Below are 26508 nucleotides of genomic sequence, written 5' to 3' on the forward strand. Positions count from 1 at the left end.
CGAACTCGCCACCAACGCCACACCCCCCCCGGCCGGAGAAACCGAATTTAAAATTCAAACGGACAACCGCCGTGGGTGGAGTCCGCAGTTTCAATTGAAACTGCGCCCCTGCTGAACGCGCGATGACCGGGCTCGGTGGAATCGCGAGACGATGCACAACGGAGGCGAAATGCTGATCACCAATGTCCGTCCGTGGGGCGGTCCGCTCGCGGAGATCGTGGTCGAGGACGGCCGGATCACCGCCGTCAAGCCACTCGAGTCCGAAGTGGACACCCAGGGCGCGGATGTCGTCGACGGGCGCGGACGTCTCGCGCTGCCGTCGTTCTCCGACGTGCACTGCCACCTGGACTCGACCCGGATCGGCCTGCCGTTCCGCCCGCACACCGGCGGCCAGGGCGTCTGGGAAATGGTGATGAACGACCGCGAGAACTGGCGCAACGACGAGTGGACCGTGTCCGAGCGCGCGACCCACACGCTCGGCCGGATCATCGCCAACGGCACCACGCGTGTCCGCAGCTACGCGCAGATCGACGCCGACTGCCGCTTGGAGCGCTTCGAAGGCGTGCTCGCCGCCAAGGAAGCCCACAAGGACCGCGCCGACGTGGAGGTCATCGCGTTTCCGCAGGCAGGCGTGCTGCTGGAGCAGGGAGTCCCGGAACTCCTCGAGGAGGCGCTGTCCTCCGGCGCCGCGGTGGTCGGCGGCATCGACCCCTGCACGCTGGACCGCGACCCGGTCCGCCACCTGGACATCCTGTTCGGCCTGGCCGAGAAGCACCAGGCGCCGATCGACTTCCACCTGCACGAGCCGGGTCACCTCGGCGTGTACTCGGTCGACCTGATCCTGGAGCGCGTGCGCGCGCTGGGCATGACCGGCAAGGCCAGCATCTCGCACGCCTACGACCTCGGCAGCGTCTCGGAGTCCACCACCAACCGGCTGATCGAGGAGTTCGCCGAGCTGGACGTCTCGATGACCACGGTCGCCCCTGCGCAGCACCACTCGCTGCCGCTCACCGACCTGACGGCGGCCGGTGTCCGCATCGGCCTCGGCGAGGACGGCCAGCGCGACTACTGGGGTCCGTACGGCAACGCCGACATGCTCGACCGGACCTGGCAGCTGGCCTTCACCAACGGTTTCCGCGCCGACGAGCTCGTCGAGCACGCCGTCGCGGTGGCCACCCGAGGTGGTGCGGCGATCCTCGACCGCGACCTGCCGCGCCTGACCTCGACGGTGGACCGCCCCGGCCTGGACGCCGGCGACCAGGCGGACATCCTGCTGGTGGACGGCGAAACGGTGACCTCGGCGGTGATGGACCGCGGCACGGACCGCACGGTCATCCACAACGGCCGAGTGGTGGCCGAAACCGGCGAGCTGAGCTGACAGCCCGCCCCAGAACGTCGGTTCTGCCCAGGACTGGCCAGGTGTTCACGCCAGGGGAAGTGCCAGTTCCGGGCGGAACCGACCCCCACCTCGTGCGCCGAGCTTCCATTCGTACAAGGCGGTGGGGGAGCGGGGCGGCGAGGATGGGGCAATGGTCAGTCGAATCATTCCCTACCTCGTCGGTGATGCCGCCGCGGTCAAGGACTTCTACGTCGACGTGCTCGGGCTCGAGGTGGCGATGGAGGACCCGGTGCTCTGCCTGCGGTCACCGGAGAACCCGTCGGCCCAGGTCATCGTCTCGCCGCCGGGCATGGAGAACCCCGAACCCCGCTTCGGCATCGACCTCGGCGAACCGGCAGCCGTCGACGCGGCCCACGCCGAAGCGCAACGCCGGGGCCTGCGCGTCGTCTACCCGCTCACGAACGAGCCCTGGGGCGTGCGCCGCTTCTTCGTCGAAGACGCCACCGGCGCGGTGATCAACGTCCTCGCCCACCTGCCCTGACCCCGTCCGACGCAACATCGCTGGTCCGAGGCCTTTCGATACGCCGGTGCATCCGATACGGTCGTGCATCCGGCGATCGGGAGGTTCGGCTGTGGTCGGGCAGGTGCGGGTGACCAGGCGGCGGGGGCGGACCCGGCAGCGGTTGCTCGACGCCGCGCTGGTCGTGTTCGCCGCCGAGGGGTTCGGCAGGTCGACGATCGAGCAGGTCTGCGATCGGGCCGGGTACACCCGCGGCGCCTTCTACTCCAACTTCGCTTCGCTGGAGGAGCTGTTCCTCGCGATGTGGGAGCAGCACTCGCAGCGGATGCTCGCCGAGGTCCGGGCAGCGGTCGACGCCGCGCGGACGGCCGGGGTCGACGACGTCCGGTCGGCGGTCGAGCGGTTGCTCGAAGCCACGCCGGTGGACGACGACTGGTACCGGATCACCGCCGAGTTCAGCGCGCACGCGCTGCGGAATCCGGCGTTGCGGCGGGTCGTGGTGGCCCGCGAGGAAGCGATCGCGGCGGCGATCGTGCCCGGGGTCGAGGCGCTGCTCGACCGGGTCGGGCGGAAGGTCCCGGACCCGGTTGCGCTCGGGCAGGCGCTGATCGCCGTGCACGACGGAACCGCCGTGCAGTGCTTGATGGAACCCGACGACCCGGCCGTGCGGCAGCGCCGGGTCGAGCTGTTCGAGCGGGTCGTGCTGGCCTACAGCGTGGAGGGCGAAGGATGAGCGAACCGGACGTGATCGTGGTCGGCGCCGGGCTGGCCGGGTTGGTGGCGACCTACGAGCTGGTGCAGGCCGGTCGCCGGGTGGTCGTCGTCGACCAGGAGAACCGCGCCAACCTGGGCGGGCAGGCGTTCTGGTCGCTCGGCGGGTTGTTCCTGGTCAACAGCCCGGAGCAGCGCCGGCTGGGGGTGCGCGACTCCTACGAGCTGGCGATGCAGGACTGGCTCGGTTCGGCCGGTTTCGACCGCGACGACGAGGACCACTGGGGCCGCCAGTGGGCGCGCGCCTACGTGCACTTCGCGGCCACCGAGAAGCGCAAGTACCTGCACGACCTCGGGTTGCGGCTGACTCCGCTGGTCGGCTGGGCCGAGCGCGGTGGCGGGGTCGCGGGCGGGCACGGCAACTCGGTGCCCCGCTTCCACCTCACCTGGGGAACCGGTCCCGAGGTGGTGCGGGTGTTCGCCGAACCGGTGCTGGCGGCGGAGAAGCGCGGGCTGGTCCGGTTCGAGTTCCGCCACCAGGTCGACGAGCTCGTCGTCGAGGACGGCGCGGTGGTGGGCGTGCGCGGCACCGTGCTGGAGCCGTCGGAGGCCGACCGCGGGGTGGCGTCGTCGCGCGAAGCGGTGGGCGATTTCGAGCTGCGGGCGAAGGCCGTCGTCGTCTCCTCCGGGGGGATCGGGCACAACCACGAGCTGATCCGGGCGAACTGGCCGGTGGAGCGGCTGGGGCCGTGCCCGGAGACGATGATCTCCGGCGTTCCCGCGCACGTGGACGGGCGGATGATCGGGATCACCGAGTCCGCCGGCGGGCGCATCGTCAACCGGGACCGGATGTGGCACTACACCGAGGGAATCCACAACTGGGACCCGATCTGGCCGGACCACGCGATCCGGATCATCCCCGGCCCGTCGTCGCTGTGGTTCGACGCGACCGGCAAGCGGATGGCGGCGCCGAACTTCCCCGGCTTCGACACCAACCGGACCATGAGGGAAATCCTGTCCACCGGCTACGACTACTCGTGGTTCGTGCTCACCCAGTCGATCCTGGAGAAGGAGTTCAGCCTCTCCGGATCCGAGCAGAACCCGGACATCACCGGCAAGGACCTCAAGTTCACCCTCGCCAGCCGTCTCGCGAAGGGCGCGCCGGGACCGGTGGACGCGTTCAAGAACAAGGGCGTGGACTTCGTCGTCGCGGACAACCTGCGCGAACTCGTGGACGGCATGAACGCGATCGCCCGCGGCCCGCAGCTCGACCACGACGCCATCAAGCAGCAGATCGTCGCGCGGGACCGCGAGGTCACGCAGAAGTACGCCAAGGACTTCCAGCTGATGGCGGTGGCCAACGCGCGCCGCTACCTCGGCGACAAGGTGTCGCGAGTGGCCAAGCCGCACCGCATCCTCGATCCCTCGCACGGCCCGCTGATCGCGGTCCGCCTGAACGTCCTGACCCGCAAAACCCTCGGCGGAGTCCAGACGAACCTGGATTCGCAGGTGATCGGCCCGGACGGAGCCCCGCTGCCCGGCCTGTACGCGGCGGGCGAGGTGGCCGGCTTCGGCGGAGGCGGAGTGCACGGCTACAACGCGCTGGAAGGAACCTTCCTCGGCGGCTGCATCTTCTCCGGCCGAGCCGCAGGACGAGCCCTGGCCCGAAGCCTCTGACATTCCGCCGATCGGGTTCGACGGACCAGCTCGAGGGTGGATCAGAAGCCGGGATCCCCTGCGGTTTCAAGGAATTTGGCAATCCTGCCAGCGGTCAGGACGACCGCTGGCAGGCCTCTACAGCTGCTGCGTCACAGGTCGACCTGCTCGAAGATGTGCGGGTACGACACGATGTCGTCGGGGGACTCGGCAGCCATGCGCTGGAACTCCGGGCTGCCGAACGCCGTGGCGAGTGCCTCGGTCGACTCCCAGACCGCGACGTTCATCAGAAGTCGACTGCCCGCTGTTCCCCTGTGCATCTGCAGGGAGACGAATCCCGGCTGAGCCTTCATGAACTCCGCCTGCCTCCGGAAGAGGGACAGGAACTCCTCAGTCCTCTCCTCCGGAACGAAGAAGGTGTTGGCCAGGACGATGGGGCCGGTCTTCTCCTTGAACTGCGCGAAAATCGGCGTATTCGGGTCCAGGCTCTGCAGCTCGGCCATCTTCGGTACTTCCTCTCACTATCGGTTGTTCCACCGAGGCCGGCCGTACTGGATCCGGCGACGCTCACGTGTGGCACGAGGGGATCTGACGGACGCTCAAGGGGCATCGCTGGCGCCCGGGGCGTGGTGCCGGCCCGCGGGCTCAGGCGAGGGCGGCGACCAGCAGGGCGAACGCGGCGATGATGATGGCGACGCGGACGTAGTGGTAGCGGTCCCAGCGGTTCATCTGCTCCTTCCAGTCCGCGGGCCGGTTCTCGGGGGTCCACGTCTTGCCCCGGTTGTTGATCGGGACGAGCAGCAGCAGCGACATGATGATGCTCGTGATCAGCAGCGCGGCGGCGATGACGACGAGGCCGGTGCCTGGCTGATGCCATCCGGCGATGGCCCAGACCGCGCTCAGGACGAGTGAGCCGATGTACCAGACCGGCATGGCGGCGCCGAGCATCCGGCCGCCGTGGCTTCGGCCGCGTTGATTGCTGTCGTCGGGGAGTGCGTTGAAGATCGGGTTCAGGACGAAGGCGACGGAGAACTCCACCCCCACCATCAGGCCGACGACCACGACTGTGACGACCTCGAGCGTGCTGAGCATGTTGCCCCTCCAGGAATCTAGTGCTGCTAGATGATGAAGCAACGCTAGCGCTGCTGCTGCTCTTTTGTCTAGCGGTGCTAGGATCGAGGTATGTCGGTACAGGAACGCAAGGAGCGCGAACGGGCGGACCGCGAACGCCTCATCTTGGCGACGGCCCGCGAACTCGCCGAGCAGCAGGGCTGGGACGCGGTCACCACCCGGCGGCTCGCCGAGCGCATCGAATACAGCCAGCCCGTTCTCTACAGCCATTTCCGCGGCAAGCGCGAGATCATCGGCGCCGTGGCCCTCGAAGGCGCCGCCGAGCTGGCCGCGGCGCTGCGGGCCGCGACCTCCGCCGCGGACGGCCGGCGCGCCCGGGTCGCCGCCCTCGCCCGCGCTTACCTCGACTTCGCCGCACGCAACCCGGCGGTCTACGACGCCATATTCCAGCTCGACGGCGGCCTGGCGTTCGCGCAGGAGGACACCCCGGAACCTCTGAAGGATGCCTTCGCTGCTCTGCTGGAGAGCCTCGAAGAGGTCGCCGGTGACGGTGTCCATCCGGGGCTGTTCACCGAGGTGTTCTGGGCGTCCCTGCACGGGCTGGCGACCCTGACCCGGGCGGGACGGCAGCCGCCGGAGCACACCGAGCGGAGGATGGAGCTGCTGGTGGACCGGCTCGCCGTTCTCTGACGCACCATCCCGGATCACGACCCGATGCGCGCTCTAGTGCGCTTCGTGGTGCGCCGGGCGCATCCGGAACGCGGTGATCAGGGCGAGCACGACGACGACCGCCATCACCAAGAAGACCTCGGAGAATGCTGTTGCGGCTCCGACGGTTTGCTGCCGCGCGGCCACCAGTACGGCGAACAGGGCAGGTCCGGTGCCGGCGCCGAGGAACTCGGCGCCCTGGAGGATCCCGAGGCCGATCCCGACCTGCTCGGACGGCAGTGCGCTCGCTGCAGCGCTGATGATCGGGGTGAGCACGAGGATGAAACCGACGCTCAACCCGAGGATCCCGGCCGCGATCGGTACCACCGACGTCGTTGCGGTGGCGAGGAAAAGCGCGGACGCCGCCATGATCGCGAGACCCACCACGACGAGCGGCCTCGTGCCGATGCGGTCGGCGAGGCGGCCGATCAGCGGGGAGAGGACGGCGACGGAGATCCCGGCCGGGATCATCACCAGAGCGCCGATTCCCGGTTCCAGGCCGTTGACGTCGACGATCAGCAGCGGCACGAAGACCAGGCCGCCGAGGTTGACGGCCATGGCCAGGAACGTGACGAGCACGGCGATCCGGTAGACGCGGTTGGCGAACAGCGCGGGCGGGACGAACGGGTTCGCCACGTGCACAGTGCGCCAGCCGAAGAGCGCGATCGCCGCAGCAGCCACCAGGAAGCTGCCCCACGACGAGGGTGCGGTGAGTCCGGCGACCTGCGCCTGAGTCGCGCCGAAGAGCAGGAGCCCGGACCCGACGCCCAGGAAGATGCCGCCGAGCAGGTCGAACCGGCTCGCGCCTTCCGGAACATCGCCCGGCAGCACGCGTCGCGCCGCGGGAAGCAGTACCAGCACCGCCACGACCATGACCCAGAACAGCGCGCGCCAGCCGAGGAACTGGCCGATCCCACCGCCCAGCGCAGGTCCGGCGGCAGCGCCGACGCCGGCAGCCGCGGAGAGGGCGCCGATCCCGGTCCCGCGCCGGTCGGCCGGGATGAGCCGGGTGATGGCGACCATCGACAGCACCGGTACCGCCGCCGCGCCGATCCCCATGACGATCCGGCCGAGCACGAGGACGAGCAGATCCGGTGCGAGCGCGCAGATCAGGCTTCCGGCCGCGTAGGCCAGCAGGGCGAAGGTGAACAGCTGCCGCAGGCCCACCCGGTCGGAAGTGCGGCCGTAGAAGGGGATTCCGACCGCGAACACCAGCAGGAATCCGGTGACGACCCAGGCGAGTTCGGCCTCGGAAGCCGTGAACTCCGCGCCGATCGACGGGAGCATGAGGTTGACCATGTCGCTGGCGATGACCGTGACGAGCAGAGCGGGCAGGAGCACCGCCAGCAGGCCCACCCCCGATGGCGCCCGCTCGGTCGGGGTCGACGTGGTTGTCATTCCGAGTTCCTCCATTTGACTGTAACCAATGTGGTTGCAGTTTGGGTGTGAAAAAGGCGGAGGGAGCGCCTCCGCCACTGCTCGACTACCGGGCTGATCGCCCGATCTTGCGTTCGATGGTCAGCACCTGCTGGACCAGGTCGGCGATGGTCGTCTGGCTGAGCCGTTCCTCCATCGCCCGCTCCGCGTCCTGGAACTCCGCTTCGAGCAGGGCCTGCATGTTGCGCCCGACCTCGCACGCATCGCTGGGCGGGTGGGGATGCCGCGACAGGACCGGCCCGGCCTCGACGGCGGTGTACGCGTCGTGCAGCGTGATCTCGCGAGCGGCGCGCGCCAAGAGCCAGCCGCCGCCGCGCCCCTCGGTGGATCGCACCAGGTCCGCGTCCCGCAGGCTGCCGAGGATTCGCCGCACCAGCACCGGATTGCTCGCCAGGCTGTCGGCGATCTCCGCGGAGGTCAGCGACTTGTCGCTCCAGCGCGCCAACATGGTGAGCGCGTGGATGGCGACCGCGCTCCTGCTGCTGAGGCCCACTCCGCTCCCTCCGATCAAACTGCAACGAACGTAGTTGCAGTTTGATCGGGTGTCAATCCGGTGATCACCGAACGGCTGCCCGCTGTGCAAGCCCTCACGGTCCGCAGCCGGGCGGTTCTGATCGAACCCGGTCCGCCGCCAAGCCGAGGCCGACTATCTTGCAGCTGACAAACGGGACATTCAGAGGGGATCCAGGCGTGAATGTGTTGTCGCGAGCTGTGTTTGCCGCGTGCGCCAGTGCGGTGGCGCTGACGGTAGCGGGTTGTGGTGGTCCCACTCAGGGCGGAGACCCCGCTTCTGAGGCGCAGTCACAGAAAGGGCTTGCTGTGGTCGACCCTTGTGAGCTTTTGGCCCCCGAGCAGCTCAAGTCATTTGGGTTCAATGGTCCAGGTGAGCCAACGTCGATCGTTCCGTCGCAGCCTGGCTGTGCTTTCAAGGGCGAGCCATTTAGTATCACCGTCTTCAAGAACGAGGAAGAGACTGTTGAGTCTCTGGGGCGGCAAGAAGGAACCTGGGCGAAGTTCGACCGCCTTGAGGTTGATGGCCGTCCAGCGGCGAGTGGTATTTCTAGCGGGTCCACGCGGGCCCGAATTTGTTCGGCGATGTTCAACGCTGGCGGCGGCGTGATCATCCTGACGGTTCAGGAATTTCGTGATCAAGGCCTTGACGAGTGCGCTGAGGGATTGAAGGTCGCTGAGGCTGTTGCGCCGAAGCTGCCGAAGTAGCTAGGGCTTTGCCCAGGGCGCCAGTATCAAGGTGCCCTGGGTCAGCTCCGCGTGGTCAAACCCAGACGAGGTGCAGGTTCGCGCGGCGTGACAAGCGGTTCAGTGCGGCTTCGGGCGACTGGAAGCTGGCGCGCAGCTGGCCGGAAGCGCTGACGACGTCGGTGCTCTCTTCGAAGGCCATGCCCCAGTACTCGACGTGTCCGTCCTGCTGATCGCCGACTTCCTCGCACAACGCGAACACTCGAGGAGCGTTCTCCCGAGCGAGCTCTTCGAGGGCGGACATGAACTCCTCCCGGCTCCACGACGACAGCTCCGACATAGCAACCTCCCTGTGATCGAGCGTGATCTTGCTAACAGGTTAATTGCTAACGGTTAGCTATCACAGAGCACGATTGGGTGGTTGCCGGTTGTGATCGTCGACCGTGCAGACTTGTGGCTGAACAGGAGGCAAGCGTGGCGACCAGAACAGACCCCGCATCGTTGCGACGCAGGATCGGCGCGCGATTGCGGCACTTTCGCTCTCAGGCTGGGAAGACGACCAACGAGGCTGCGGAGGAGCTTGGCTGTTCGCGGGGCAAGATCAGTCAGATGGAGGTCGGCATGTACCGGCTTCAGCATCGAGACGTCCGTGACCTGCTCCGCTTCTACGGTGCGTCGGAGTCGGAAGTGGAGATCGCCGTCGAGCAGGCGAAACGTTCTGCGGAGCCCAGCTGGTGGGCGCCCTATGCCGACGTCGTCGAGGACTGGTTCGCGTTCTTCCTCGGTTCGGAGGGGGAAGCTGTTCGTGAGTTCAACTACGAGCAGCTTGTGGTTCCTGGTCTGCTTCAGACGAATGACTACGCGGCTGCGTTGACCAAGGCGAGCCGGAGTGTTTCCGCGGAAAACCAGGCGAAGGTGACCAGTCTTCGACTGGAGCGTCAGCGGCGCGTTGTCGAGCAGAACTCGTTGAAGCTCGACGTCGTGGTCGAGGAAGGCGTGTTGCGGCGGCCCATCGGCGGTTGGGATGTCCTGCGGGCGCAGCTCACGCACATGCTGGAGATGTCGAAACTTCCGCATGTCGGTGTGCAGGTGATCCCGGCGAGCGTGGGCGCACACTCCGGGATGGATGGCAAGTTCGTCTTGCTGGAGTTCGAAGACTTCAGTCCCGGGGTCTTCCTGGAAGGACACCCTGTCTTGGGTGCTCGCTACGACGTGGAGGATCCCGTGCTGATTGACACCTATTCGTCAATCGCGAATGCTCTTCGCGAAGAAGCGTTGAGCCAGAGCGAATCCGCGAGGTTCATCGAAGGTGTACTTGCTGGCCTGCCGTGAGGAGTGACCGGTGCGTGAGTTACCCGCAGTCCGCTGGCGAAAGTCGAGCAGGAGCATGAACCAGGGAGCCTGCGTCGAGGTCGCTTTTGTTGACCAGCGGGCGCTCGCGGAGTGGCGTAAGAGCAGCTACAGCGACGACGGGGCCGACTGCGTTGAGGTCGCTGGTGGCGATGGGGTTGTGGCGGCTCGGGATTCTAAGGATCCGGGTGGGCCGGTGTTGGTGTTCTCGCAGGCCAGGTGGGCGGCGTTCCTCGCTGGTCTGAGCGGGTGACGTGCTGACTATCACGTGATCATCTTTCGGGTTTCGCTGCGGGCGGGTTGTCGGGTTCGTTAGGTTCACCTTCGGTCGATCGATCGGTGCCGGAGGGGGCTACGGATGGCTGACGCGCAGATGTCGGGTGACCTGGGGGCGATTGGCGGCGCAGCCATGGGTGCCGCCGTTGGCTTCGCCGGCGCTGGCGCGAAGCTGGACGCGATCAAGGGCGAGAACGACAAGCTGGGGCAGCAGATCTCGTCCGGTCAGCTCAAGATGAACCCGGAAGCCGCCAACAAGGCCGCTGACGTGTACGAGCGCAAGGCGCAGGACGTCGACGACCTCGCCCAGGCTGCCGTCAAGCTGAATCGTGTCGAAGGCTTCGGGGAGTATGACTCGGCGCAGCAGCTGGCGGGGAAGTTCAACTTGAAGGCCACGAACGGTGAGAGCACCGGGGCTGCAGACCTGCTGGGCAAGCTGCGTGACGAGTTGATTCGGAAGGCGGATCTCTTCCGCGAGGCAGCGAAGGACTACGTTGCTACCGACGACCAGATCAGCGAGGACTTGCAGAGGGGTAGTCAGGCGTGAGGACGTTGTCTCGAAGTGCGGTTGCGGCGTGTGTTGGCTCAGCGGTTTTGGCTCTTGCAGCTTGTGGTGGTTCGGTTCCGGATGACAACTCTGCTCCGAGCGAGCAGTCGAAGGGCTTGGCGCAGGTCGACCCTTGCGGCATGCTCACGCCTGACGAACTGAAGTCTTTTGGTTTTGAGGAGACCGGCGAGCTTGACTCGACGAACTCGTCGGAACCGGGATGCCGTTTCAACGGACGTCCTTTCAGAGCGACTTTCTCCAAGAACCAAGAAAAGACGGTTGAGTCGTTCGAGAAGCAGGATAACTGGGCGAAGTTCGAACGGACTGAAATCGATGGTCGTCCGGCTGCAAGCGCTGTTGATAAGAGTGCGACTCAGGCGCGGATCTGTTCTGCCCTGGTCGACGCTGGCGGCGGCGTGGTCGTCATCGACGTCAGCGAGTTCCGTGACCAAGGCCTTGACGAGTGCGCTGAGGGCTTGAAGATCGCTAAGGCTGTTGCGTCGAAGCTGCCGAGATAGCTGGGGGAACTGATGGGGTTTCTGGAGTGGGCCGGCGAAGTCGGTAGCGCAGTCGGCGGCGCTGTAGTTGATGGCGTCAAGACCGTTGGGAACGCGGTTGCTGAGGGTGCTGGCCAGGTTTACGACGCTGGTGCTGACTTCTTCGGCTACGACTCTCGTGCGGAGATCGCTCGGCAGAATGCTGCCGAGCAGGCGCAGAAGGACAACGCGCAGCTGCGTGCTGATCTTGAGCGTGAGAACCGTGGTCTGACGCGCGGGATGGACGTCGACCCCACTTCGATCACCCAGCAGGAGAACTGGCAGGCCTACGGCCACCAGGAGCTCTACGAGATCAACCAGCGATCTTTGAATCAGGGTAAGACGGCTGAGGCGGCCAACGGTTGGCGGGAGATTGCTGAGAAGCTGCGGGCTATTGGCCCGGAGCTTCAGCAGGAATCCGGCGCTGCTATTCAAGGTGGTTGGGAAGGCGAGGCTGCTGACGCGGCCAACCAGTCTTCGGAGCCGCTGATTCAGTGGATGTCCGACAGTGGCGACGCTTTTCAGGCGACCGGGAACAAGATTGAGGAAGCTGGGTCTGCTGCTGGGCAGGCCAAGCTGATGGTGCCTGAGCCTGAAGGGCAGCACTACGGGCGCACCTTTGCTATGGGCGTGGCGAGCCCTGTAGGCGGTGGGATCGACGCGGTCGCTCAGATGAAGGAGCGGCAGCAGGCCGAGCGGGCTGCTCAGGAGACCATGGGTCGTGTCCTGACGCCCACCTACTCCAATGTGGACAGCTCTGTTCCGGCGTTCCGGGATCTCGACGGCAAGCCCGCGACTCCTCCGCCGCCACCGCCTCCTCCGCCACCGCCGCCGATCAGCCCACCGCCGGTCGCGCCTCCCCGCACCGGGGGCGGCGGCGACTACAGCGGGGGTGGTCCCGGTGGCGGGGGCGTTCCTGGTGGTGGCGGCATTTCCGGTGGCGGCCCCGGCGGTTCCGGCGGCGGGTCCGGTTCGGGGACGACCCCGGCCGGGACCGGTTCGGCGTGGACGCCCAGCCATCCGAACGGGCCGGGCGGCGGCGCGTGGCCTGGTGGTCCCGGTGTCGGTCGCGGCCCCGGCAGTGATCCGACCGGCGGCGGTATGGGCTTCATGCCCGGCCCGGGCATGGGCGGTCCGGGTGGCGGCGGTGCCGGTGGCGGCTTGGGGCGGCCCGGCGGCGTCGGCGCTGGTGGTGCCGGTGGTGCTGGCGGCGGTAAGGCCGACGGCATGGGTGCTGGCCGACTCGGTGCGGGCGCCGGAGCCGGTGCTGGCGCTGGTGGTCTCGGCGCCGGTGGTCGTGCTGGTGCCGGTGCGCTCGGCGCGGGCGGTGCTGCCGGCGTTGGTGCTGGTGGTGGAGCCGCTGGCGCTGCTGGTGCGGGTGCTGGCGGTCGTGGCGGCATGGGTGCTGGTGCTGGTGCTGCCGGCGCTGGTCAGCGCGGGCAGGGCAGCGAGGACCAGGAGCACGACCGGCCCAGCTGGCTCGAGGAGCAGGACGACGTCTGGCTCGACGACATGCCCAAGACCGCGCCGCCCGTTTTCGGCGCCTGATCAAACCGTTCGTGAGCGGCGATGGTCGTGATGACCACCATCGCCGCTCACGGGATATCTGGGGGAGGACGCGTGGCCCTCGTCGGCCGCTGGCAACTGCACCCGCTGCACCTGTACCTGGTGCGCCGGTACCTCGAACTCGACGACCTGACGCTGCCGCTGGAAGGGCAGGCCTACGGCCGCACCCTCCAGCAGCTCAGCGAGGTCGCGCAGCGCGAAGCACCCACCATGGCGTCGCTGGGCATCCTCGTCGACAACGAGGTCGAGCCGGGCTTGGCGCAGGCGCTGAAGGTGCTCACCAAGCCGTACCTGTGGGTCGACTCGCTGTGGTTCCCGGACTTCGAGAGCGATCACTCGTGGCGCGCGGTCGCCGCGATCACCGAAGGTCAGCGCGTCGTGCTCGGCGTGCAGGGGCCCGGCGAGACCGAGCGCTACGGCGGTCCGCTGACCGTCGAGGTGCACGACAAAGCGCCGTTGCCGCAGGTCCTGCTGCCCACGTTCCCGCCCGCGCCGCCCGGGAACCGGGGTGCGGTCCGGGTGCCGGTGGAGTCGTTCCGCCCGCAGGCACCGGCCGAGGACACGCCGGACAGCCTGATGCAGGAGGTCACCGAGTCCCGCGGCAGCAGCGGTGACCGGCAGGTCGCGGCCTACCAGGAGATCGGGCAGGCCGAGCACGTGCGCGGCGGGCAGATCGCGGCCAACATGCGCGACCAGCACGGTCGCGTGCGGCGGTCGGAAGTGCTGCGCTGGTTCGACAACGCCGAACCTGACGGCCGTTACCTCGACTACCGCGAACGCGGCTCGTCCGGTGAGCAGCTCTGCGTGCTCGCGCCCGCGGACGCCCGGGCGATCGGCGCGAAGATCGACCAGCTGATCGCGTCGGCGCGAGGTGGCAAGTAGTCCGCTGTGCGGACCCTCACAGTGCACAGTGGATCGTGAAAGTCCCAGCACGGCAGGTAACATCCGGGCGGCTGGGACAACACGGGGGTGCAGGTGGCGCAGCAGCACCGCGCGGAACGCGCAGCCGAGCACGGACGGCGGTTCGAGCACCTGATCGACGAGCACGCCCAAGTCCTCCACCTGCTCGACGACGCGGCTGCGCTGCGCGGACTGGCGCGGCGGGTCCGGGAGGAGACCGGCGCGCACATCGGCCTGGCCGGTCCGGTCGAGGCCGAGCAGATGCTGGTGCTGCGGCAGTGGAACGGCACCTGGGCGACCGGTCTGCACGACCTGCACGTCGCGATGGGGCGTGGCCTGGGCGGGCTGGCCGCTGCTGAGCGGCGTCCGGTGTGGGTGGCCGACTACTGCGCTTCCGAGCTGATCACCCACGACTTCGACATCCCGATCTCGGCGGACGGCATCAAGACCATGCTCGCGGTGCCGATGGTCCGCGCGGGCCGGGTGCAGGGCGTGGTTTACGCGGCCATGCGGGAAGTTTCGTACTTCGGCGGCAGGCAGCTGGACGCCGCGGTGCACCTCGCCGACAGCGGTGGTCTGGCGCTGCAAACCGCATCGGCGGCGCGTCGCCAGCGGGAGCAAGCGGCTGCGGCCGAGCGGCGGCGCATCGCCGCGGAACTGCACGATTCGGTGGGGGCGCGGCTGTTCCGCATCGGCGCCGAACTCCGCGACCTGCGCACCCACGCCGACTCGGACAGCACCGAGCTGCTGGACCGGTTGGCGTCGTTGGAGGACCAGCTGGCGGAAACGGCGTCGGCGTTCCGCGATTCGGTGCACGCGCTCGACCACGACGAACCGGTGGGCGGGTTGGCCTCGGCCTTGTCCCGCGATTGCGCGGCTTTCCAGCGCCGGACCGGTACCTCGGCGCAGGCCGTCGAGATCGGCCAGATCCCGGACTGCGGCCAGCACCGCACGCGAGTCCTGGTCGCCGCGGCCCGCGAAGCGCTGCTGAACGTGGAGAAGCACGCCGGCGCTCGATCGGTGCTGATCAGCACGATCGCGCTCGACGGCGGGGTCGCGATCTCGGTGGCCGACGACGGGAACGGCTGGTCCGAGCCCGCGGGCAACGGCATCGGCCTGCGCACCACCGCTGACCGCTTGGCCGAGCTCGGCGGCACGCTGTCGGTGGTGGCCAACGAGGACGGTGGCCTGACGGTCAGGATCTGGATCCCGCTGCCGTGAACGAGATCCGACTCGTGGTCGTCGACGACCACCGGGTGGTCGTCGACGGCGTGCGCTTGCTGCTCCGCGACGACCCGACGATCCGCGTGGTCGGCGGCGCGACCGATGCGACCTCGGCGGTCGGCCTGACGGCCCGGACCAATCCGCACGTGGTCCTGCTCGACCTCCGCTTCCCGGATGCGGTGGCCAGCGAGATGGTCGCCCCGCTGCGCCGAGCGGCCCCGGACGCGCGCATCGTCGTCTTCACCGCCTACCGGGACCACGCTGCCCTGCGCGCCACCCTCGAAGCCGGGGTCGACGGCTGCATCCTCAAGGACGCGGGCGCAACGGACCTGGTCACGGCGGTGCACCAGGCGGCGAACGGCATCGGGATCTTCGACCCGCGCGTGGACGACCGGGCGGCGCCGAGGATGCGTTCCCGCCTCCACGAAACCGGCCTGACCCAACGCGAGTACGACGTCCTCCGCCACGCGGCGGCGGGCCGGACCAACCCGGAGATCGCCGAACAGCTCGGCCTGACCCGCCACACGGTGACCGGCTACCTCCGCAACGCGATGCGAAAGCTCAACGCGCGCAACAGGATCGAACTCATCACCAAGGCGGCGAAGTCCGGCCTGCTCTGACCCGTGAGCACTTTGGGTTGTTATAGCGCCCCAAAAGACTCACGGGATCTGACCAGGCCGAACCGCGGGCGGTGCGCCGCTGCCCCCCTCATCTGTGGGGGACGGCTCTGCGAGCTGCGTCTCACCCACCCGTTCGTGGAAACGTGCGCAGTGGAGTTCTTGCAGGTCAGAGGGTTTCGCGTAGGTGCAGGTGGTGGTTGCTCGGCGAAACAGGTGGGGAGGGTGGGGGCATGAACAAGACTTCGAACCTGGCGCTGATCGTCGTCGTTGGAGTGGTCGCCGTCGGCCTTCTCGTCCTCGCGGTGAGCATGCAGTGACCACGGCCGCCTTGTGTGGCCCGATTCTTTCGGACGTTGTCCATCGGGACACTCGCTGGCGGGTGCCTGCTGTCGCACGATTGCCGTGAAAGGCGAACGGAGCGATCGGAGGAGGGTCCCGATGTGGGCGTTGTTGCTGATGGAAGCCGCCGTGGCATTCGCGCTGGCGACGTACGCAGTCAGCTGGGTCCGTCGCAACCAGCGCGGCCGGTGCTGACGGCTCGTGAGTGCGCAGCGGTGCTCGAACACTGCTGCGCACTTCTCTACGTGCTTGAAGCCCGTTTGCGGGCCCGGTAAGCCGCCGCCTTGACTCGGTTGCCGCACTCCTCCATGCCGCACCAGGTGCGACGCGCTCCGCGCGAGCGGTCGAGGTAGATGCGCGTGCAGTCGGAGCGCCCGCATTCCTTGAGGCAGGCCTGGGGATCGGCGAGTGCCGCGATGCCGCTCCTGGCTATCTGGGAGAGGACGGCGGGGAGATCTCCCGACGTGTGCAGTCCCGCATCGCTGAGTTCGATCGCGGGCGGTGGTTCGGCGGCGGCGTTGTTGACGACCTCGAGGCTGTCCTGGTCGAAGGGGCGGCCTAGTACGCGGTCGAGAGCTAGCTGGTAGATCGCTTCCCGCAGGGCCAGCGCGGACTCGAAGCCCGCGGCGTCGGCGGTGACGCGATCGGGGAGCTCGTCGCATTCGGCCACCCATCGTTCGAGGTCACCGGGCGTGGCCAGGGCGTCGTCGGGCGTGTCCCGGCGAGATCCCACTGTTGCGGCCAGGTCCAGGGCCGGGTTGCCGCTCACGAACGCGAAATTCACGTCACCATCTTGACTGGTGACGCGACGTGGTGGCAACCTCGTCACCGGTTCAACTGGTGACGCGAAGGGGAGCTATGGACGACATCGAGGTCATCGTCTTCGACGTCCTGGGCACGCTGGTGGACGAACCCAGCGGGCTGCGGGCGGGAATTCGCGAAGCGGCACCGCATTTCGACGACGTCGACGAGCTGATCGCGCTGTGGTCGCGGCACGTCGAGGTCGAGCAGCAGCGCATCGGGCAAGGACGGCGTGCGTACGCCAATTCCGAGGTCATCGACAGAGAAGCTGCTCAGCTGGTGGCCGACCGCGCCGGGCTCGCCGATCCGGCGGCCGTTGTCCGGCTGGCCACGGCGGAGCAACGGCTACCTGCCTGGGACGACTCCGTCGCCGGGCTCGAGCGGCTCGCTCGGAAGTACCCCGTGATCGGGCTCTCCAACGCGAGCCGCGCTGCCCTCCTGCGGCTCAACGCGCATGCCGGATTGCGCTGGCACCAAGCCTTGTCCGCGGAATCCGCCTCGGCCTGCAAGCCTGCGCCGGAGGTCTACCAGCTCGCCATCGACGCTGCCGGATGCCCGCCGGAACGCGTGCTCATGGTCGCCGCCCACGCCTGGGACCTCCGAGGGGCGCAAGCCCGGGGCATGCGGGCCGCCTACGTCCAGCGTCCGGTCGGTGATCCGCCGACCAGCTCCGACACCTTCGACGGGTACTTCAACGGACTGGACGAGCTGGTCGCGGCCGTGACCGCGTAAGCACTCACGATCGGTCCTCGCTGGCGTCGAGGTGCCGTTCGAGCGCGTCGAGCCGTTCCGACCACAGCGCGCGGTACGGGGCCAGCCATTCGTCGAGTTCGCTGAGCGCTTCGGGGCGGAGCTCGTACCAGCGGCGTTGGGCATCCACGCGCACCTGCACGAGCCCGGTCTCGCGCAGCACGCGCAGGTGCTTGGACGCGGCGGGCTGGGGGAGGCTGAGCTGCTCGGCGACCTCGCCGGCCAGGCGGGGGCGCTCCAGCAGCAAGTCCAGGATCTGCCGCCGGATCGGCTGCGCGAGTGCTCCGAAAACCGACACCCCCGAAGTATGCCAACTGGGGAAAATAGGCGCTAGGTCGGCAGATCGAGGGCTGAATGCTGCCAGCGACTGTCGGTGGCGCGTGGCAGGTTCGGGGCGTGGACGAGAGGTCGCCCCTGATCGGGGCAGGTTCGGCGTGGGTCGGCGAGTTCTCCGAACCGGCGCCGCACACCGCTGCTGAGCTCGCTGCCGTGGTCGATCTGCTGGGGCGGGCTCGGACAGTCGTGATCGGCCGCAGTCGCGATGAGGCGTCCCGAGCTGCGGCGGAGGCGTTCGCGGCTGCCTGGCCGGAAGTGGGCGGCACCGTTCTGGCCACAGTGGACTGGCCCGAGGAGGCCGCGTCCTGGCTGCGGCCGGCGCGGCGGATGACCGCCGATGCGCCCGATGCGTGGGTGGTGGCCGCTGCTCCGCTCGGCTTCGCGCAGCTGGCCCGGCGATTGCGGCACAGCACCGAGTGGGAGCCGAGCAGGACGGTCGCCTTCGCCTCGCTGCAGGACTCCAGGTTGCCCGCGCTCGCCGACGGGTACGTCCTGGACGGAATGCGCGGTGCGACGGCGGACGGCGGGACCTGGGTGGTGCGCGGTCGTTGGGTCAGCACGACTTCCTACGAGCCCGGAATTGCTGCGGGAGGAGAACGATGACGGTCGACGCGAAGGTGACGGAGAAGGCCCTGCGGCTGCGGGAGTTGGGTGCGGGCACGCTGGTGCTGCCCAACGCCTGGGACGCCGGTAGCGCGGCAGTCATCGCGGCGGCGGGTGCGCCGGTGATCGCGACGACCAGCGGCGGGGTTGCCTGGTCGGTGGGGCGTTCGGACGGCCAGGGAGCCACGCGCGAGGAGATGGTCGCAGCCGCGGCGCGGATCGCTGCCGCGGTGGACGTGCCGGTCACGTTCGACGCCGAAGGCGGCTACGGCGACATCACCGCGACGGTGACCGGCCTGATCGGTGCCGGAGTCGTGGGGATCAACCTGGAGGACTCCAAGGCGGACGGCACCCTGCACCCAGTCGAGGAGCAGGCGGCCCGGATCGCCGAGGCCCGGGCGGCATCGGTGGCGGCGGGCCTGCCGGAACTGGTGATCAACGCGCGCACGGACGTGTACCTGTTCGGCATCGGCGAGGAGAGCGGCCGGCTGGCCGATGTGGAGGCCCGCGCGGCGGCGTACGCGGAGGCCGGGGCGGACAGCATCTTCGTGCCCGGGCTGCTCGACCTGGACGCCCTGGCCCAACTCGCGGCAGGTCCGCTCCCGGTGAACGCGATGGCAGTCCCGGGCGGCCCTGCGGTCGCGGACCTGGTCAAGGCCGGGGTGCGGCGGATCAGCGTCGGAACCGGAGTGGCTCAGGCCGCCTACACCGCAGCCCGCAAGGCCACCCTGGAACTCCTGGGCGAAGGCACCTACACGTCGCTGGACGACGCCCTGGACTACGGCACCCTGAACGGCTTGTTCCCGAGGTAACGGCTCCGATCCCGCAAATTCAATGGAAATTGGATGTCCGATTTCCATTGAATTTGCGTTGCCAGCGGCTCGACAGGCCACAGTGGACGCTGAAAATCGGGTGCGTCGTCGGGTTGGCTGTGGTGGGATCGCGCTGTGAGCGCGTCGTCCCGCATCGAGGAAGCCGATCTGCTGGTCCGCATGGAGCGGAACCTGGCCGAGCACGCTTGCCACCTGCATAGCGGGCTGGCGGGGGCGACGGTCACGAGGACGGATGACCTGCTGGTGGCCGACAGCGGCCTCGACGACGACACGTTCAACATCGTCGCGGCGGCCCGCTTCGCCCCCGATGTGGTCGAGGCCCGCATCAAGGAGACCGTCGAGGTGCTGGCCACCACCGGCCGCCCCTTCTCGTGGTGGGTGGGGCCGGCGTCGACTCCGGTGGACCTGCGCGCCCGTCTGGCGGAGGTCGGTCTACCCGAGTCGGAACGCGAAACGGCGATGTGGGCGGACCTCGACGAGAGCCTCCCGCGGCCCGAGGTGGACGGGCTGGAGATCCGAACGGCGACCACACCCGCCGAGCTCGCGGACTACGCGAAGGTGCTCGCGGCGAACTGGGATCCGCCCGCCGAGACCGTCCGCGACTTCTTCGCCCGAACCGCGGATCGAGCGCTGGCCGACTACTGCCCGTCCCGCTACCTGGTCGGCTACGCGGCAGGCCGTCCGGTCTGCTCGGCGGAGGTCTTTCTCAACGCAGGCGTCGCGGGGATCTACAACATCTGCACTCTGGCCACTCACCGCCGCCGCGGCTACGGCGGGGCCATGACCCTGGCGGTCCTGCACACCGCCATCGAAGGCGGCCACCGCACGGCGGTGCTGCAGGCGTCGGCTGATGGGGAGTCCGTGTACCGGCGTTTGGGTTTCCACGCCTGTGGCGAGTTCACCGAACACGCGATCAACACCTGATCAACCCCCGTCCACTGCGGTCCCCAGCGGTGACGGTGTGCCTTCGCCCGGTGCGTCAACGCAAATTCAATGGAATTTCGACGTCCAAATTCCATTGAATTTGTGGAAGTGTCCGAGGCAGGGGCGAATTGGCCACAGGATTCGGCGGAGGTCGGGCTGGGTTGGACTACTTTTCAACATTCAAAGCGGCTAGAAGGGAATTATCACTAGGAGTGGCCGAATCTGTTTCGCCTAAGTGCCTGAGCTGCGCTGCCAGGCTGTTTCGGCGAGTTGAGCGACTTGCTGGAGCAGTTCAGCCGGGGGAGCGGCGAGATCGAGAGGGTGCTCGATGATCGTGATCGGTGAGTTGACCACGCGGCGTGGTCGGTGATCTTCGCCGCTGGCGTAGACCAGCCACGCGGTGTCCACGCCGAGAGCAGTGCAGTAGGCCAACATCTGGTAGTGGTCCGCGTTGGGGTGGCGGCCGGTCGGGCTTGCGAGCTTGTACTTGGCATCAGCGACGATTCGTGGGACTCCACCGACGACGTGCACGACGTCGGGGTGGATCCGGACTGCTCCGTCGGTGTCGAGCGCGGCGGTGTGCTGAGCAATCGTTGTGCCAGGACGGCCGCGCCAGGCCTCCGTGAGGGCGGTGGTCACGAAGTCTTCGAACACCTCGGCCATGTCGACCACGAAGGATGCGACGTTCAGTCCGCCAGGTCCGGTCTCGAACGACAGGTTGTGCAGTACCAGTTCAGCCAGTCGCAACGCTGGTTGGTAGTCGACGTTGAGGCGACTTGGCCGCCATTGTGGAAGCGGTGCACCGGGGAGCAGCGGTGCCGCTCCGTCCAAGCGAACGTCCAGGTGCTTGAGGCGCATCCGGACCTCCTCAGCGATCCTGGGAAGGCCGAGGACACGGCGAACGGCGGCGTGAAGCAGTCGGTTCTCCGCTATGTCAGTGGAGTACTCGTCGTGGCGGACCTCCAGCGGCAACAGCATTCCCGGTCGTTTCGCGGCCTGATCGGCGATGCGGATGCGACCTCGGACAACGGTCAGCGTCGCGTCTTCGGTGACGTACCCCTGGAGCACGCCGCGTGAGGTGGCGCGCTCCACGTGGCGGCAGAGGCTTTCAGCGACTGCGGGCCACAACCCGTCGTCGATCGAGCCGGGGACGTCCTCGGATCGGAAACCGGGGTTGCGGGCGTAGCCGAGCAGAAACAGCAGTCTGGCGATGCCGACCTTCGGAGTGACTACGACGTCCACGCCATCGATGCTCACCGCGCCGACTCGTCCTCGTGGCAAAAGAAGCCAGGTGCCGTCCGGCTGCAGTACCGGCATGACGAGCCCGGTTGCACGGAGCGCATGGGCCTGAGCGGCATCGAGGACGGCGGGGACACCGTTCCGCTCGTTCTCGCCTAGCCGCGTCGAAGTGATCATCGGCCCGCTGTGCGGCGGATCGCTTCCAAGTCGAACCGCGTGCGCACCTGGTCACGGGTGAGACGCCCGTAGTAGTGCTCTTCCAGCAGCGGCAGGATCGAGTACCGCCAGATCCGTGAGAGCCCGCCGTCCTGCTCGGCGTCCGGTGTCATCAGGTACGACGGGCCGATCTTGAAGTCTCGGTCTTCCTCCCCGATGGCCTCGTTGAGCGCGGTCAGCAGTTCGGCCCGCTCGTCGGTGCTGCCGCGGGCCGCCAGCCAGTTCGGGAGCAGGTCGCGCACGGGCGGCTCGTCCGGATGCATCTCCAGGAAGGCGAACCGGCGGCGCATCGCGGAGTCGACGAGCGCGATGGAGCGGTCCGCAGTGTTCATCGTGCCGATGAAGAAGACGTTGGTCGGGAGCCGGAAGGCCTTGCTGGGGGAGTACTGCAGCAGGATCGAGTCGTCGCGGTACTCCAGCAGGAAGTACAGCTCTCCGAACACCTTCGCCAGATTCGCTCGGTTGATCTCGTCGATGATCAGCACGTGCGGGCGATCTGGGTTCTCGCGCGCGTTGGCCGCCAGTCGGCGCAGCGGGCCTGGGGTCAGCTCGAAACCGGCGACCCCGTCCTTGACGTGCGGGCGGTAGCCCTCGAAGAAGTCCTCGTATGAGTAGGACGGGTGGAACTGCACCAGTTCGACGGCGTCTGGTGCGGTGAGGTGGTTGGCGAGTTTGCGGGCGAGGTAGGTCTTGCCCGTGCCGGGAGGACCGTGCAGGACGATCTGCTGGCGGGCCTGGAGAACGTCGATCGCTTCCTGCAACCAGCCAGCGTCGATGTGCAGGTTGGCGGAGAGCTCCGGTGTTGCTTCCGGCAGCGCAGGCGGGCCTGCGGGCTCAGGAAGCGGCTCGACCGGGGCGTTTAGCTCGCTGGGGAACAGACTGCGGAGGATGTCGATGCTCCCGGTGATGTCGACGACGGCCCCCTGCTGGCCGAGGTCGGCGCGCAGCGATGCCGGTAGGTCCTCGACGGGGCCGACATCTTCCGGTAGCCAATCGACGGAGCGTTGCCAGCGTTCACTTCCGCTGAAGACGTGGAGCTCATCGCTGGTTATCGTGCCGAGGTGGCAGCGGTCGTTGAAGACGGTGACGACCAGGTCGTCCGGCGCCATTCCGTTGATGAACTGGTGGTACTGCTCCGTGAGAGCCAGTCGCTGGGCGTACTCGAGGTGCTGGTAGCCCTCTTCGACAGCCACTGCGATCTGGTGCTTGGTCGCCGCAGGTGGGAGATCGCTCAGGTGCGTGCCAGCCAGTGACACGAAGCCCGAGCTCAACCACTCGGGGACCAGGCCCTGGTTTCGGGAGCCTGCCCGCACGAGCCAGGCGCGGACCGAACCAGCGTTCCTGGGTGAGCTGTCCAGTTCGATCAGCCGTTGCTGGAGGTCCGCGGTGGTCAACCGCTGCTCTGCGGAAGCAACGTCGAGTTCGTCGAACTCGACGCCTTCGGATTGCAGTTTCTTCTGCACGTCAGTACCGCGGTGGCGCCAGTTCAGCAGGCTGTCGGGTGGCACGGTGCCGTCGTCGTTGAGCACCCGGTAGGCGCCGTGGATCTTGGTCTGACCGCTGGCCAGGAAATCCGCTGTCTGCTGCCAATCGGCACCGGCGATCTCGGCCACGCTGGAGAACGATGTCCAGGAACCCTGGTCGATCAGGTCAACAGCTTTGGCGATCAGTCGTTCGTTCCCACTGAGCTGCTCGATCGCCTTTTGCCGGCGGCGGTGGATCTCGGCGTACCGTCGGTTGACCTCGGTTATCAGCTCGTCCGGCTCATAGCTCCCCATGGCGGCTGCGCCCGCGTCGGTAAGCGACCAGAGGCCGTCCCGCTTGGACATCCAGCCGATGGTGGTCATGTCCCCGCTGCGCCAACCGAGTTGCTGCTGCCACCGCTTCTCGTCGTTCGAGTTGAGGTCACCGCGCTCGTACGGGGAAAGCTCGACGCGCTGTTCGATCCGGTGTAGCACTTCCCTCTTGGGGAGTGGTTCGTCGGCTTCGGCGAGGACTTCCAAGCACGCGTGCAGGAGAACTCCGATCCGAACCGGCTCGGACATCCGCTACCCCCAAGGTCGACAGCGTCTGTGCGCGATCACCGTACGCGGATGATCCGACGATCAGGAACGAAGGACCAGAATGAGCTCCTCCTCGGTGTTGGTCCGGAGGTTTCGGTGATGTTAGCCGTTGTGTGGTCGACGATGTCTGGAAATGCGCCTACCTGGTCGGCTACGAGGCAGGCCGTCCGGTCTGCTCGGCGGAGGTCTTCCTGAACGCCGGAGTCGCCGGGATCTACAACATCTGCACCCTGGCCACTCACCGCCGCCGCGGCTACGGCGGGGCCATGACCCTGGCGGTCCTGCACGCTGCCATCGAAGGCTGCCACCGCACGGCGGTGCTGCAGGCATCTGCCGATGGGGAGCCCGTGTACCGGCGTTTGGGTTTCCACGCCTGTCGCGAGTTCACCGAACACGCGGTGGCCCCTCGAACGGGAGCAGGGGTGCGGTGATCACTCCGCAGGGTGCTCCGGGCGGTACACGCGCAGCGCTTCGTCGTGCGCGGTGAAGGTGAACGTGCGTCCCGGCGGCATGACCTCGCCGTCGCAGGCCAGCGCCACTCGTTCGCCCAGCACCTCGACGTGCGCTGACTGCCGTTCCTGCTGGACGTAGGTGTGGCTGTTGAACAGGGCGCCGGTCAGCGCCGCGAAGGCGAAGCGGATGCGGGACAGCGGCAGGTCGGCGCGGACGTAGCGGATGTCGAGCATCCCGTCGTCCAGGCGCGGGCGCCACGTGGGTGCGAAGCCCTTCGGCTGGTAGCTGTTGGCGCCCACGAACAGCAGCCAGATCTTGCGGTGCGCACCGTCGATGCGGACCTCGATCGGTTCGGCCTCGGCCAGGACGCGCACCAGCGCCGCCGCCCCTGCGGGCCACTTGCCCCAGCGCTGCTCCCACTTCTCCCGCATGCGGACCATGTCCGGGTAGCCGCCCAGGCTGGCGGTGTTGACGAACCACCGCTCGGGCTCGCCGTCGACGCTGACCGCACCGAGATCGACGTGCACCGCCGAACCGGCGGTCAGCGCGCGGTCCGAGTCCTGCGCGCTCGTCACGCCCACGTCGCGGGCGAAGTGGTTCAGCGTGCCGGACGGGACCACGGCGAGCGGTAGGCCGCGGACGCCGGCGACGGAGGCAGCAGCCGCCACGGTGCCATCGCCACCCGCGACGGCCAGTGCGCGGATGGTGTCGCCTGCGGCGTCGAGTTCGAGGTGCAGCTGCTCGACGAGGTCGCCACCGGGGTCCGGGTGCAGGACCTCGGCCCCCGGCCACAGGTCGGCCAGCGCGCTGGACGGATCGGAATCGCCGGACGAGGGGTTGATCAGCAGCCCGAGACCGTTACCACCGGTCAGCGCGGCGACGCGCTCGCTCGGTCGAGCCAGCGCGGGAGTGGCGGGGCGGACCGGCCACCACCAGCGGGTCGCGAGCCCGATCCCGCAGCCGACTGCGGCCCCGACGGCGACATCGGTCGGCCAGTGCACCCCGGTGTGGACCCGCGAGTACGCCACCGCTGCCGCCACCGGCGCCACCGCCGCAGCGAGCAGCGGTGACTCCATGCACAGCGCCGTGGTGAACGCCGCGGCGGAGGCCGCATGCCCGGACGGGAACGACGACGAGACCGGCGGGGAAATGAGCCGTCGGTGCGCCGGGAGCAGGTCGGTGGCCGGGCGCCGTCGCGGTAGCAGCTGCTTGGCCAGCAGGTTCGTCGTGGAGCTGGACGCTGCGATGGCCGCGACGCCGCGCAGCGCCGCCCGCCGGGTGGGGCCCTTGCGGAGCGCCAGTCCGCCGGCCAGCGCGAACCACAACTTGCTGTGGTTCGCCAGCGTGCTGAGGTTCCGCAACGCGGGGTCGGCAACGCTCTTCGGGAGCGCAGCGCACCGTCGCACGAGAGCGCGATCAAGGTCGGAGATCCGCCTGCGCGCTGTGCGGAGAGCCTGGAACATGCCTCACATGCTACGGATCGGACAGCGGAGCCAGGGCTCCGGCGAGCGCTGATCTTTCGCGAGATCGGCCGCGCTCCCCGGCGACCGGCCACTCAGGACGGATCGCAGCGGGCCGGTCGCCGCGACCACACCGGTTCTGCCGATGTCCATTGTGGTCGGTGTTGTGCTCGCCGTTGTGGATGCGGGCCGTGGTTCGGTGGGAAATTTTCCGGCATCCCTTCGCGGACGTGCGGGTTCCCGGTGGTCATGCGGCGCGTTCCCGGGTCGGTGAGCATGGGGGGACGGCGGACTTCGAGGGGGCGGGGTCATGAGGATCAACGTTGATCTCAACCGGTGCCAGGCTTATGCGCAGTGCGCTTTCCTGGCTCCGGACGTGTTCCAGCTGCACGGTGAGGAAGCGCTGCTCTACCAGCCGAACGTCGACGAGGCTCGGCGGGAGGACGTGCTGCGGGCCGCGGCCGCATGTCCTGTTCAGGCGATACTCGTGGACCGCGTCGACCTCGAGCGGGGCGAGCGGCGATGACCGGCATCGTCATCGTCGGTGCGTCGCTGGCCGGGTTGCGCGCGGCTGAACACCTGCGCGAGGAGGGGTTCGACGGTTCGCTCACGTTGATCGGGGACGAGCCGCACGAGCCCTACGACCGGCCGCCGCTGTCCAAGCAGGTCCTGCTGGGGAGGGTGCTGCCGGAGGACACCGCGCTGCCTCGCCGGCGCGAGGTCGACGCCGAGTGGCGGCTCGGCGTCGCCGCGGCCGGGTTGGACTGCCCCTGCGCGACGGGGGATGCCAGCAGGCCGCCGTCCGAGCCGATCTGCACGAACGCCGGGCCGTC

The 26508-nt window shown here is 68.3% G+C and carries 31 protein-coding genes; 21 read left to right on the forward strand and 10 right to left on the reverse strand.

Features of this window, described 5'->3' with window-relative positions; genetic code table 11:
• The first annotated feature begins 169 nt into the window (after positions 1 to 169).
• From ABTZ89_RS12025 to ABTZ89_RS12040, 4 genes are all read left to right on the forward strand, one after another.
• Positions 170 to 1378 (forward strand): amidohydrolase, encoded by a 1209-nt coding sequence (locus ABTZ89_RS12025; RefSeq protein ID WP_351043342.1) that lies wholly within the window; start codon positions 170 to 172, stop codon positions 1376 to 1378.
• A gap of 151 nt (positions 1379 to 1529) precedes the next feature.
• The gene (locus tag ABTZ89_RS12030) at positions 1530 to 1880 is read left to right on the forward strand and encodes a VOC family protein (protein ID WP_270952250.1); all 351 of its coding nucleotides are present in this window, start codon (positions 1530 to 1532) and stop codon (positions 1878 to 1880) included.
• Positions 1881 to 1971: 91 nt separating this feature from the next.
• The gene (locus tag ABTZ89_RS12035; protein ID WP_270952251.1) at positions 1972 to 2592 is read left to right on the forward strand and encodes a TetR/AcrR family transcriptional regulator; all 621 of its coding nucleotides are present in this window, start codon (positions 1972 to 1974) and stop codon (positions 2590 to 2592) included.
• The gene (locus ABTZ89_RS12040; protein WP_270952252.1) at positions 2589 to 4247 is read left to right on the forward strand and encodes an FAD-binding dehydrogenase; all 1659 of its coding nucleotides are present in this window, start codon (positions 2589 to 2591) and stop codon (positions 4245 to 4247) included. The genes ABTZ89_RS12035 and ABTZ89_RS12040 overlap by 4 nt, the downstream gene beginning before the upstream one ends.
• Before the next feature lie 131 nt (positions 4248 to 4378).
• Here ABTZ89_RS12040 and ABTZ89_RS12045 read toward each other — a convergent pair whose 3' ends face one another.
• Positions 4379 to 4729, reverse strand: coding sequence for an antibiotic biosynthesis monooxygenase family protein (locus ABTZ89_RS12045; RefSeq protein WP_351043347.1), 351 nt, complete (start codon positions 4727 to 4729; stop codon positions 4379 to 4381).
• A gap of 142 nt (positions 4730 to 4871) precedes the next feature.
• Positions 4872 to 5318, reverse strand: a complete 447-nt coding sequence (locus ABTZ89_RS12050; RefSeq protein WP_270952254.1) for an anthrone oxygenase family protein — start codon at positions 5316 to 5318, stop codon at positions 4872 to 4874.
• 90 nt (positions 5319 to 5408) lie between these two features.
• On the opposite strand from ABTZ89_RS12050, the gene ABTZ89_RS12055 reads away from it, so the two are divergent.
• Complete coding sequence (locus ABTZ89_RS12055; RefSeq protein WP_270952255.1) at positions 5409 to 5987, forward strand: TetR/AcrR family transcriptional regulator; 579 nt, start codon at positions 5409 to 5411, stop codon at positions 5985 to 5987.
• Between the two features lie 33 nt (positions 5988 to 6020).
• On the opposite strand, the gene ABTZ89_RS12060 is transcribed toward ABTZ89_RS12055, so the two are convergent.
• Both ABTZ89_RS12060 and ABTZ89_RS12065 read right to left on the reverse strand, forming a co-directional pair.
• Positions 6021 to 7403, reverse strand: coding sequence for an MFS transporter (locus ABTZ89_RS12060; RefSeq protein WP_351043352.1), 1383 nt, complete (start codon positions 7401 to 7403; stop codon positions 6021 to 6023).
• An 85-nt stretch (positions 7404 to 7488) separates the two neighbouring features.
• The gene (locus ABTZ89_RS12065; RefSeq protein ID WP_270952257.1) at positions 7489 to 7935 is read right to left on the reverse strand and encodes an Rrf2 family transcriptional regulator; all 447 of its coding nucleotides are present in this window, start codon (positions 7933 to 7935) and stop codon (positions 7489 to 7491) included.
• A 197-nt stretch (positions 7936 to 8132) separates the two neighbouring features.
• On the opposite strand from ABTZ89_RS12065, the gene ABTZ89_RS12070 reads away from it, so the two are divergent.
• The gene (locus ABTZ89_RS12070) at positions 8133 to 8660 is read left to right on the forward strand and encodes a DUF3558 family protein (RefSeq protein ID WP_351043355.1); all 528 of its coding nucleotides are present in this window, start codon (positions 8133 to 8135) and stop codon (positions 8658 to 8660) included.
• Positions 8661 to 8715: 55 nt separating this feature from the next.
• Here ABTZ89_RS12070 and ABTZ89_RS12075 read toward each other — a convergent pair whose 3' ends face one another.
• Positions 8716 to 8979, reverse strand: coding sequence for a hypothetical protein (locus tag ABTZ89_RS12075; RefSeq protein ID WP_270952259.1), 264 nt, complete (start codon positions 8977 to 8979; stop codon positions 8716 to 8718).
• A gap of 134 nt (positions 8980 to 9113) precedes the next feature.
• Here ABTZ89_RS12075 and ABTZ89_RS12080 point away from each other — a divergent pair, with 134 nt between their 5' ends.
• The 8 genes from ABTZ89_RS12080 (at position 9114) to ABTZ89_RS12115 (ending at position 15658) form a co-directional block, all read left to right on the forward strand.
• Complete coding sequence (locus tag ABTZ89_RS12080) at positions 9114 to 9971, forward strand: helix-turn-helix domain-containing protein (RefSeq protein ID WP_351043358.1); 858 nt, start codon at positions 9114 to 9116, stop codon at positions 9969 to 9971.
• A 10-nt stretch (positions 9972 to 9981) separates the two neighbouring features.
• The gene (locus ABTZ89_RS12085; protein WP_351043360.1) at positions 9982 to 10242 is read left to right on the forward strand and encodes a DUF397 domain-containing protein; all 261 of its coding nucleotides are present in this window, start codon (positions 9982 to 9984) and stop codon (positions 10240 to 10242) included.
• Between the two features lie 105 nt (positions 10243 to 10347).
• Positions 10348 to 10812, forward strand: coding sequence for a hypothetical protein (locus ABTZ89_RS12090; protein WP_351043363.1), 465 nt, complete (start codon positions 10348 to 10350; stop codon positions 10810 to 10812).
• On the forward strand, positions 10809 to 11330 hold the full coding sequence (locus ABTZ89_RS12095; protein WP_351043366.1) for a DUF3558 domain-containing protein: 522 nt from the start codon (positions 10809 to 10811) through the stop codon (positions 11328 to 11330). The genes ABTZ89_RS12090 and ABTZ89_RS12095 overlap by 4 nt, the downstream gene beginning before the upstream one ends.
• A 258-nt stretch (positions 11331 to 11588) precedes the next feature.
• Positions 11589 to 12896, forward strand: coding sequence for a PPE domain-containing protein (locus ABTZ89_RS12100; protein WP_351043368.1), 1308 nt, complete (start codon positions 11589 to 11591; stop codon positions 12894 to 12896).
• 72 nt (positions 12897 to 12968) lie between these two features.
• Entirely contained in the window at positions 12969 to 13796 is an 828-nt protein-coding gene (locus ABTZ89_RS12105; protein WP_351043370.1) for an ESX secretion-associated protein EspG, read from the forward strand.
• A 93-nt stretch (positions 13797 to 13889) separates the two neighbouring features.
• Entirely contained in the window at positions 13890 to 15035 is a 1146-nt protein-coding gene (locus ABTZ89_RS12110; RefSeq protein ID WP_351043373.1) for a GAF domain-containing sensor histidine kinase, read from the forward strand.
• Positions 15032 to 15658 carry a response regulator gene (locus ABTZ89_RS12115; RefSeq protein WP_351043375.1) on the forward strand — a complete coding sequence of 209 codons (627 nt, stop codon included), beginning with the start codon at positions 15032 to 15034 and terminating at the stop codon, positions 15656 to 15658. The genes ABTZ89_RS12110 and ABTZ89_RS12115 overlap by 4 nt, the downstream gene beginning before the upstream one ends.
• Positions 15659 to 16238: 580 nt before the next feature.
• Here ABTZ89_RS12115 and ABTZ89_RS12120 read toward each other — a convergent pair.
• On the reverse strand, positions 16239 to 16781 hold the full coding sequence (locus ABTZ89_RS12120) for a CGNR zinc finger domain-containing protein (RefSeq protein WP_351043378.1): 543 nt from the start codon (positions 16779 to 16781) through the stop codon (positions 16239 to 16241).
• A 74-nt stretch (positions 16782 to 16855) separates the two neighbouring features.
• Between ABTZ89_RS12120 and ABTZ89_RS12125 the strand changes: the two genes are divergently transcribed.
• Positions 16856 to 17530 carry a haloacid dehalogenase type II gene (locus tag ABTZ89_RS12125; RefSeq protein WP_351043381.1) on the forward strand — a complete coding sequence of 225 codons (675 nt, stop codon included), beginning with the start codon at positions 16856 to 16858 and terminating at the stop codon, positions 17528 to 17530.
• Between the two features lie 4 nt (positions 17531 to 17534).
• On the opposite strand, the gene ABTZ89_RS12130 is transcribed toward ABTZ89_RS12125, so the two are convergent.
• Positions 17535 to 17846, reverse strand: coding sequence for an ArsR/SmtB family transcription factor (locus ABTZ89_RS12130; protein ID WP_351043383.1), 312 nt, complete (start codon positions 17844 to 17846; stop codon positions 17535 to 17537).
• Positions 17847 to 17944: 98 nt separating this feature from the next.
• Between ABTZ89_RS12130 and ABTZ89_RS12135 the strand changes: the two genes are divergently transcribed.
• The 3 genes from ABTZ89_RS12135 (at position 17945) to ABTZ89_RS12145 (ending at position 20244) form a co-directional block, all read left to right on the forward strand.
• On the forward strand, positions 17945 to 18487 hold the full coding sequence (locus tag ABTZ89_RS12135) for a type 1 periplasmic-binding domain-containing protein (protein ID WP_351043385.1): 543 nt from the start codon (positions 17945 to 17947) through the stop codon (positions 18485 to 18487).
• Entirely contained in the window at positions 18484 to 19299 is an 816-nt protein-coding gene (locus ABTZ89_RS12140) for an isocitrate lyase/PEP mutase family protein (protein WP_351043388.1), read from the forward strand. Before ABTZ89_RS12135 ends, ABTZ89_RS12140 begins: the two co-directional genes overlap by 4 nt.
• 135 nt (positions 19300 to 19434) lie before the next feature.
• On the forward strand, positions 19435 to 20244 hold the full coding sequence (locus ABTZ89_RS12145; RefSeq protein WP_351043391.1) for a GNAT family N-acetyltransferase: 810 nt from the start codon (positions 19435 to 19437) through the stop codon (positions 20242 to 20244).
• A 231-nt stretch (positions 20245 to 20475) separates the two neighbouring features.
• Here the strand turns inward: ABTZ89_RS12145 and ABTZ89_RS12150 are convergent, their stop codons facing one another.
• Both ABTZ89_RS12150 and ABTZ89_RS12155 read right to left on the reverse strand, forming a co-directional pair.
• Positions 20476 to 21660, reverse strand: coding sequence for an McrC family protein (locus tag ABTZ89_RS12150; RefSeq protein ID WP_351043393.1), 1185 nt, complete (start codon positions 21658 to 21660; stop codon positions 20476 to 20478).
• Entirely contained in the window at positions 21657 to 23744 is a 2088-nt protein-coding gene (locus tag ABTZ89_RS12155; protein WP_351043396.1) for an AAA family ATPase, read from the reverse strand. The genes ABTZ89_RS12150 and ABTZ89_RS12155 overlap by 4 nt, the downstream gene beginning before the upstream one ends.
• 131 nt (positions 23745 to 23875) lie before the next feature.
• Between ABTZ89_RS12155 and ABTZ89_RS12160 the strand changes: the two genes are divergently transcribed.
• On the forward strand, positions 23876 to 24193 hold the full coding sequence (locus tag ABTZ89_RS12160; RefSeq protein WP_351043399.1) for a GNAT family N-acetyltransferase: 318 nt from the start codon (positions 23876 to 23878) through the stop codon (positions 24191 to 24193).
• Here the strand turns inward: ABTZ89_RS12160 and ABTZ89_RS12165 are convergent, their stop codons facing one another.
• A complete protein-coding gene (locus ABTZ89_RS12165) occupies positions 24194 to 25678 on the reverse strand; it encodes a phosphatase PAP2 family protein (RefSeq protein ID WP_351043402.1) in 1485 nt (494 codons plus the stop codon).
• Between the two features lie 307 nt (positions 25679 to 25985).
• Here ABTZ89_RS12165 and ABTZ89_RS12170 point away from each other — a divergent pair, with 307 nt between their 5' ends.
• Both ABTZ89_RS12170 and ABTZ89_RS12175 read left to right on the forward strand, forming a co-directional pair.
• Positions 25986 to 26201 (forward strand): ferredoxin, encoded by a 216-nt coding sequence (locus ABTZ89_RS12170; protein WP_270952274.1) that lies wholly within the window; start codon positions 25986 to 25988, stop codon positions 26199 to 26201.
• A partial coding sequence (locus tag ABTZ89_RS12175; protein WP_351043406.1) for an FAD-dependent oxidoreductase occupies positions 26198 to 26508 on the forward strand: 311 nt, incomplete at its 3' end. The genes ABTZ89_RS12170 and ABTZ89_RS12175, both read left to right, overlap by 4 nt.

Origin of the sequence: Saccharopolyspora sp. NPDC002686 (genome assembly GCF_040295745.1) — a bacterium.
GTDB classification, from domain to species: Bacteria; Actinomycetota; Actinomycetes; order Mycobacteriales; family Pseudonocardiaceae; genus Saccharopolyspora; species Saccharopolyspora oryzae.

Bases quoted from the DNA above. Each gene is read 5' to 3' on its own strand.
- ABTZ89_RS12055 (WP_270952255.1), top strand. From the start codon at position 5,409: ATGTCGGTACAGGAACGCAAGGAGCGCGAACGGGCGGACCGCGAACGC.
- ABTZ89_RS12100 (WP_351043368.1), top strand. From the start codon at position 11,589: ATGGACGTCGACCCCACTTCGATCACCCAGCAGGAGAACTGGCAGGCC.
- ABTZ89_RS12060 (WP_351043352.1), bottom strand. From the start codon at position 7,403: ATGACAACCACGTCGACCCCGACCGAGCGGGCGCCATCGGGGGTGGGC.
- ABTZ89_RS12040 (WP_270952252.1), top strand. From the start codon at position 2,589: ATGAGCGAACCGGACGTGATCGTGGTCGGCGCCGGGCTGGCCGGGTTG.
- ABTZ89_RS12045 (WP_351043347.1), bottom strand. From the start codon at position 4,729: ATGGCCGAGCTGCAGAGCCTGGACCCGAATACGCCGATTTTCGCGCAG.
- ABTZ89_RS12030 (WP_270952250.1), top strand. From the start codon at position 1,530: ATGGTCAGTCGAATCATTCCCTACCTCGTCGGTGATGCCGCCGCGGTC.
- ABTZ89_RS12155 (WP_351043396.1), bottom strand. From the start codon at position 23,744: ATGTCCGAGCCGGTTCGGATCGGAGTTCTCCTGCACGCGTGCTTGGAA.
- ABTZ89_RS12050 (WP_270952254.1), bottom strand. From the start codon at position 5,318: ATGCTCAGCACGCTCGAGGTCGTCACAGTCGTGGTCGTCGGCCTGATG.
- ABTZ89_RS12170 (WP_270952274.1), top strand. From the start codon at position 25,986: ATGAGGATCAACGTTGATCTCAACCGGTGCCAGGCTTATGCGCAGTGC.
- ABTZ89_RS12075 (WP_270952259.1), bottom strand. From the start codon at position 8,979: ATGTCGGAGCTGTCGTCGTGGAGCCGGGAGGAGTTCATGTCCGCCCTC.
- ABTZ89_RS12165 (WP_351043402.1), bottom strand. From the start codon at position 25,678: ATGTTCCAGGCTCTCCGCACAGCGCGCAGGCGGATCTCCGACCTTGAT.
- ABTZ89_RS12090 (WP_351043363.1), top strand. From the start codon at position 10,348: ATGGCTGACGCGCAGATGTCGGGTGACCTGGGGGCGATTGGCGGCGCA.
- ABTZ89_RS12140 (WP_351043388.1), top strand. From the start codon at position 18,484: ATGACGGTCGACGCGAAGGTGACGGAGAAGGCCCTGCGGCTGCGGGAG.
- ABTZ89_RS12150 (WP_351043393.1), bottom strand. From the start codon at position 21,660: ATGATCACTTCGACGCGGCTAGGCGAGAACGAGCGGAACGGTGTCCCC.
- ABTZ89_RS12025 (WP_351043342.1), top strand. From the start codon at position 170: ATGCTGATCACCAATGTCCGTCCGTGGGGCGGTCCGCTCGCGGAGATC.
- ABTZ89_RS12125 (WP_351043381.1), top strand. From the start codon at position 16,856: ATGGACGACATCGAGGTCATCGTCTTCGACGTCCTGGGCACGCTGGTG.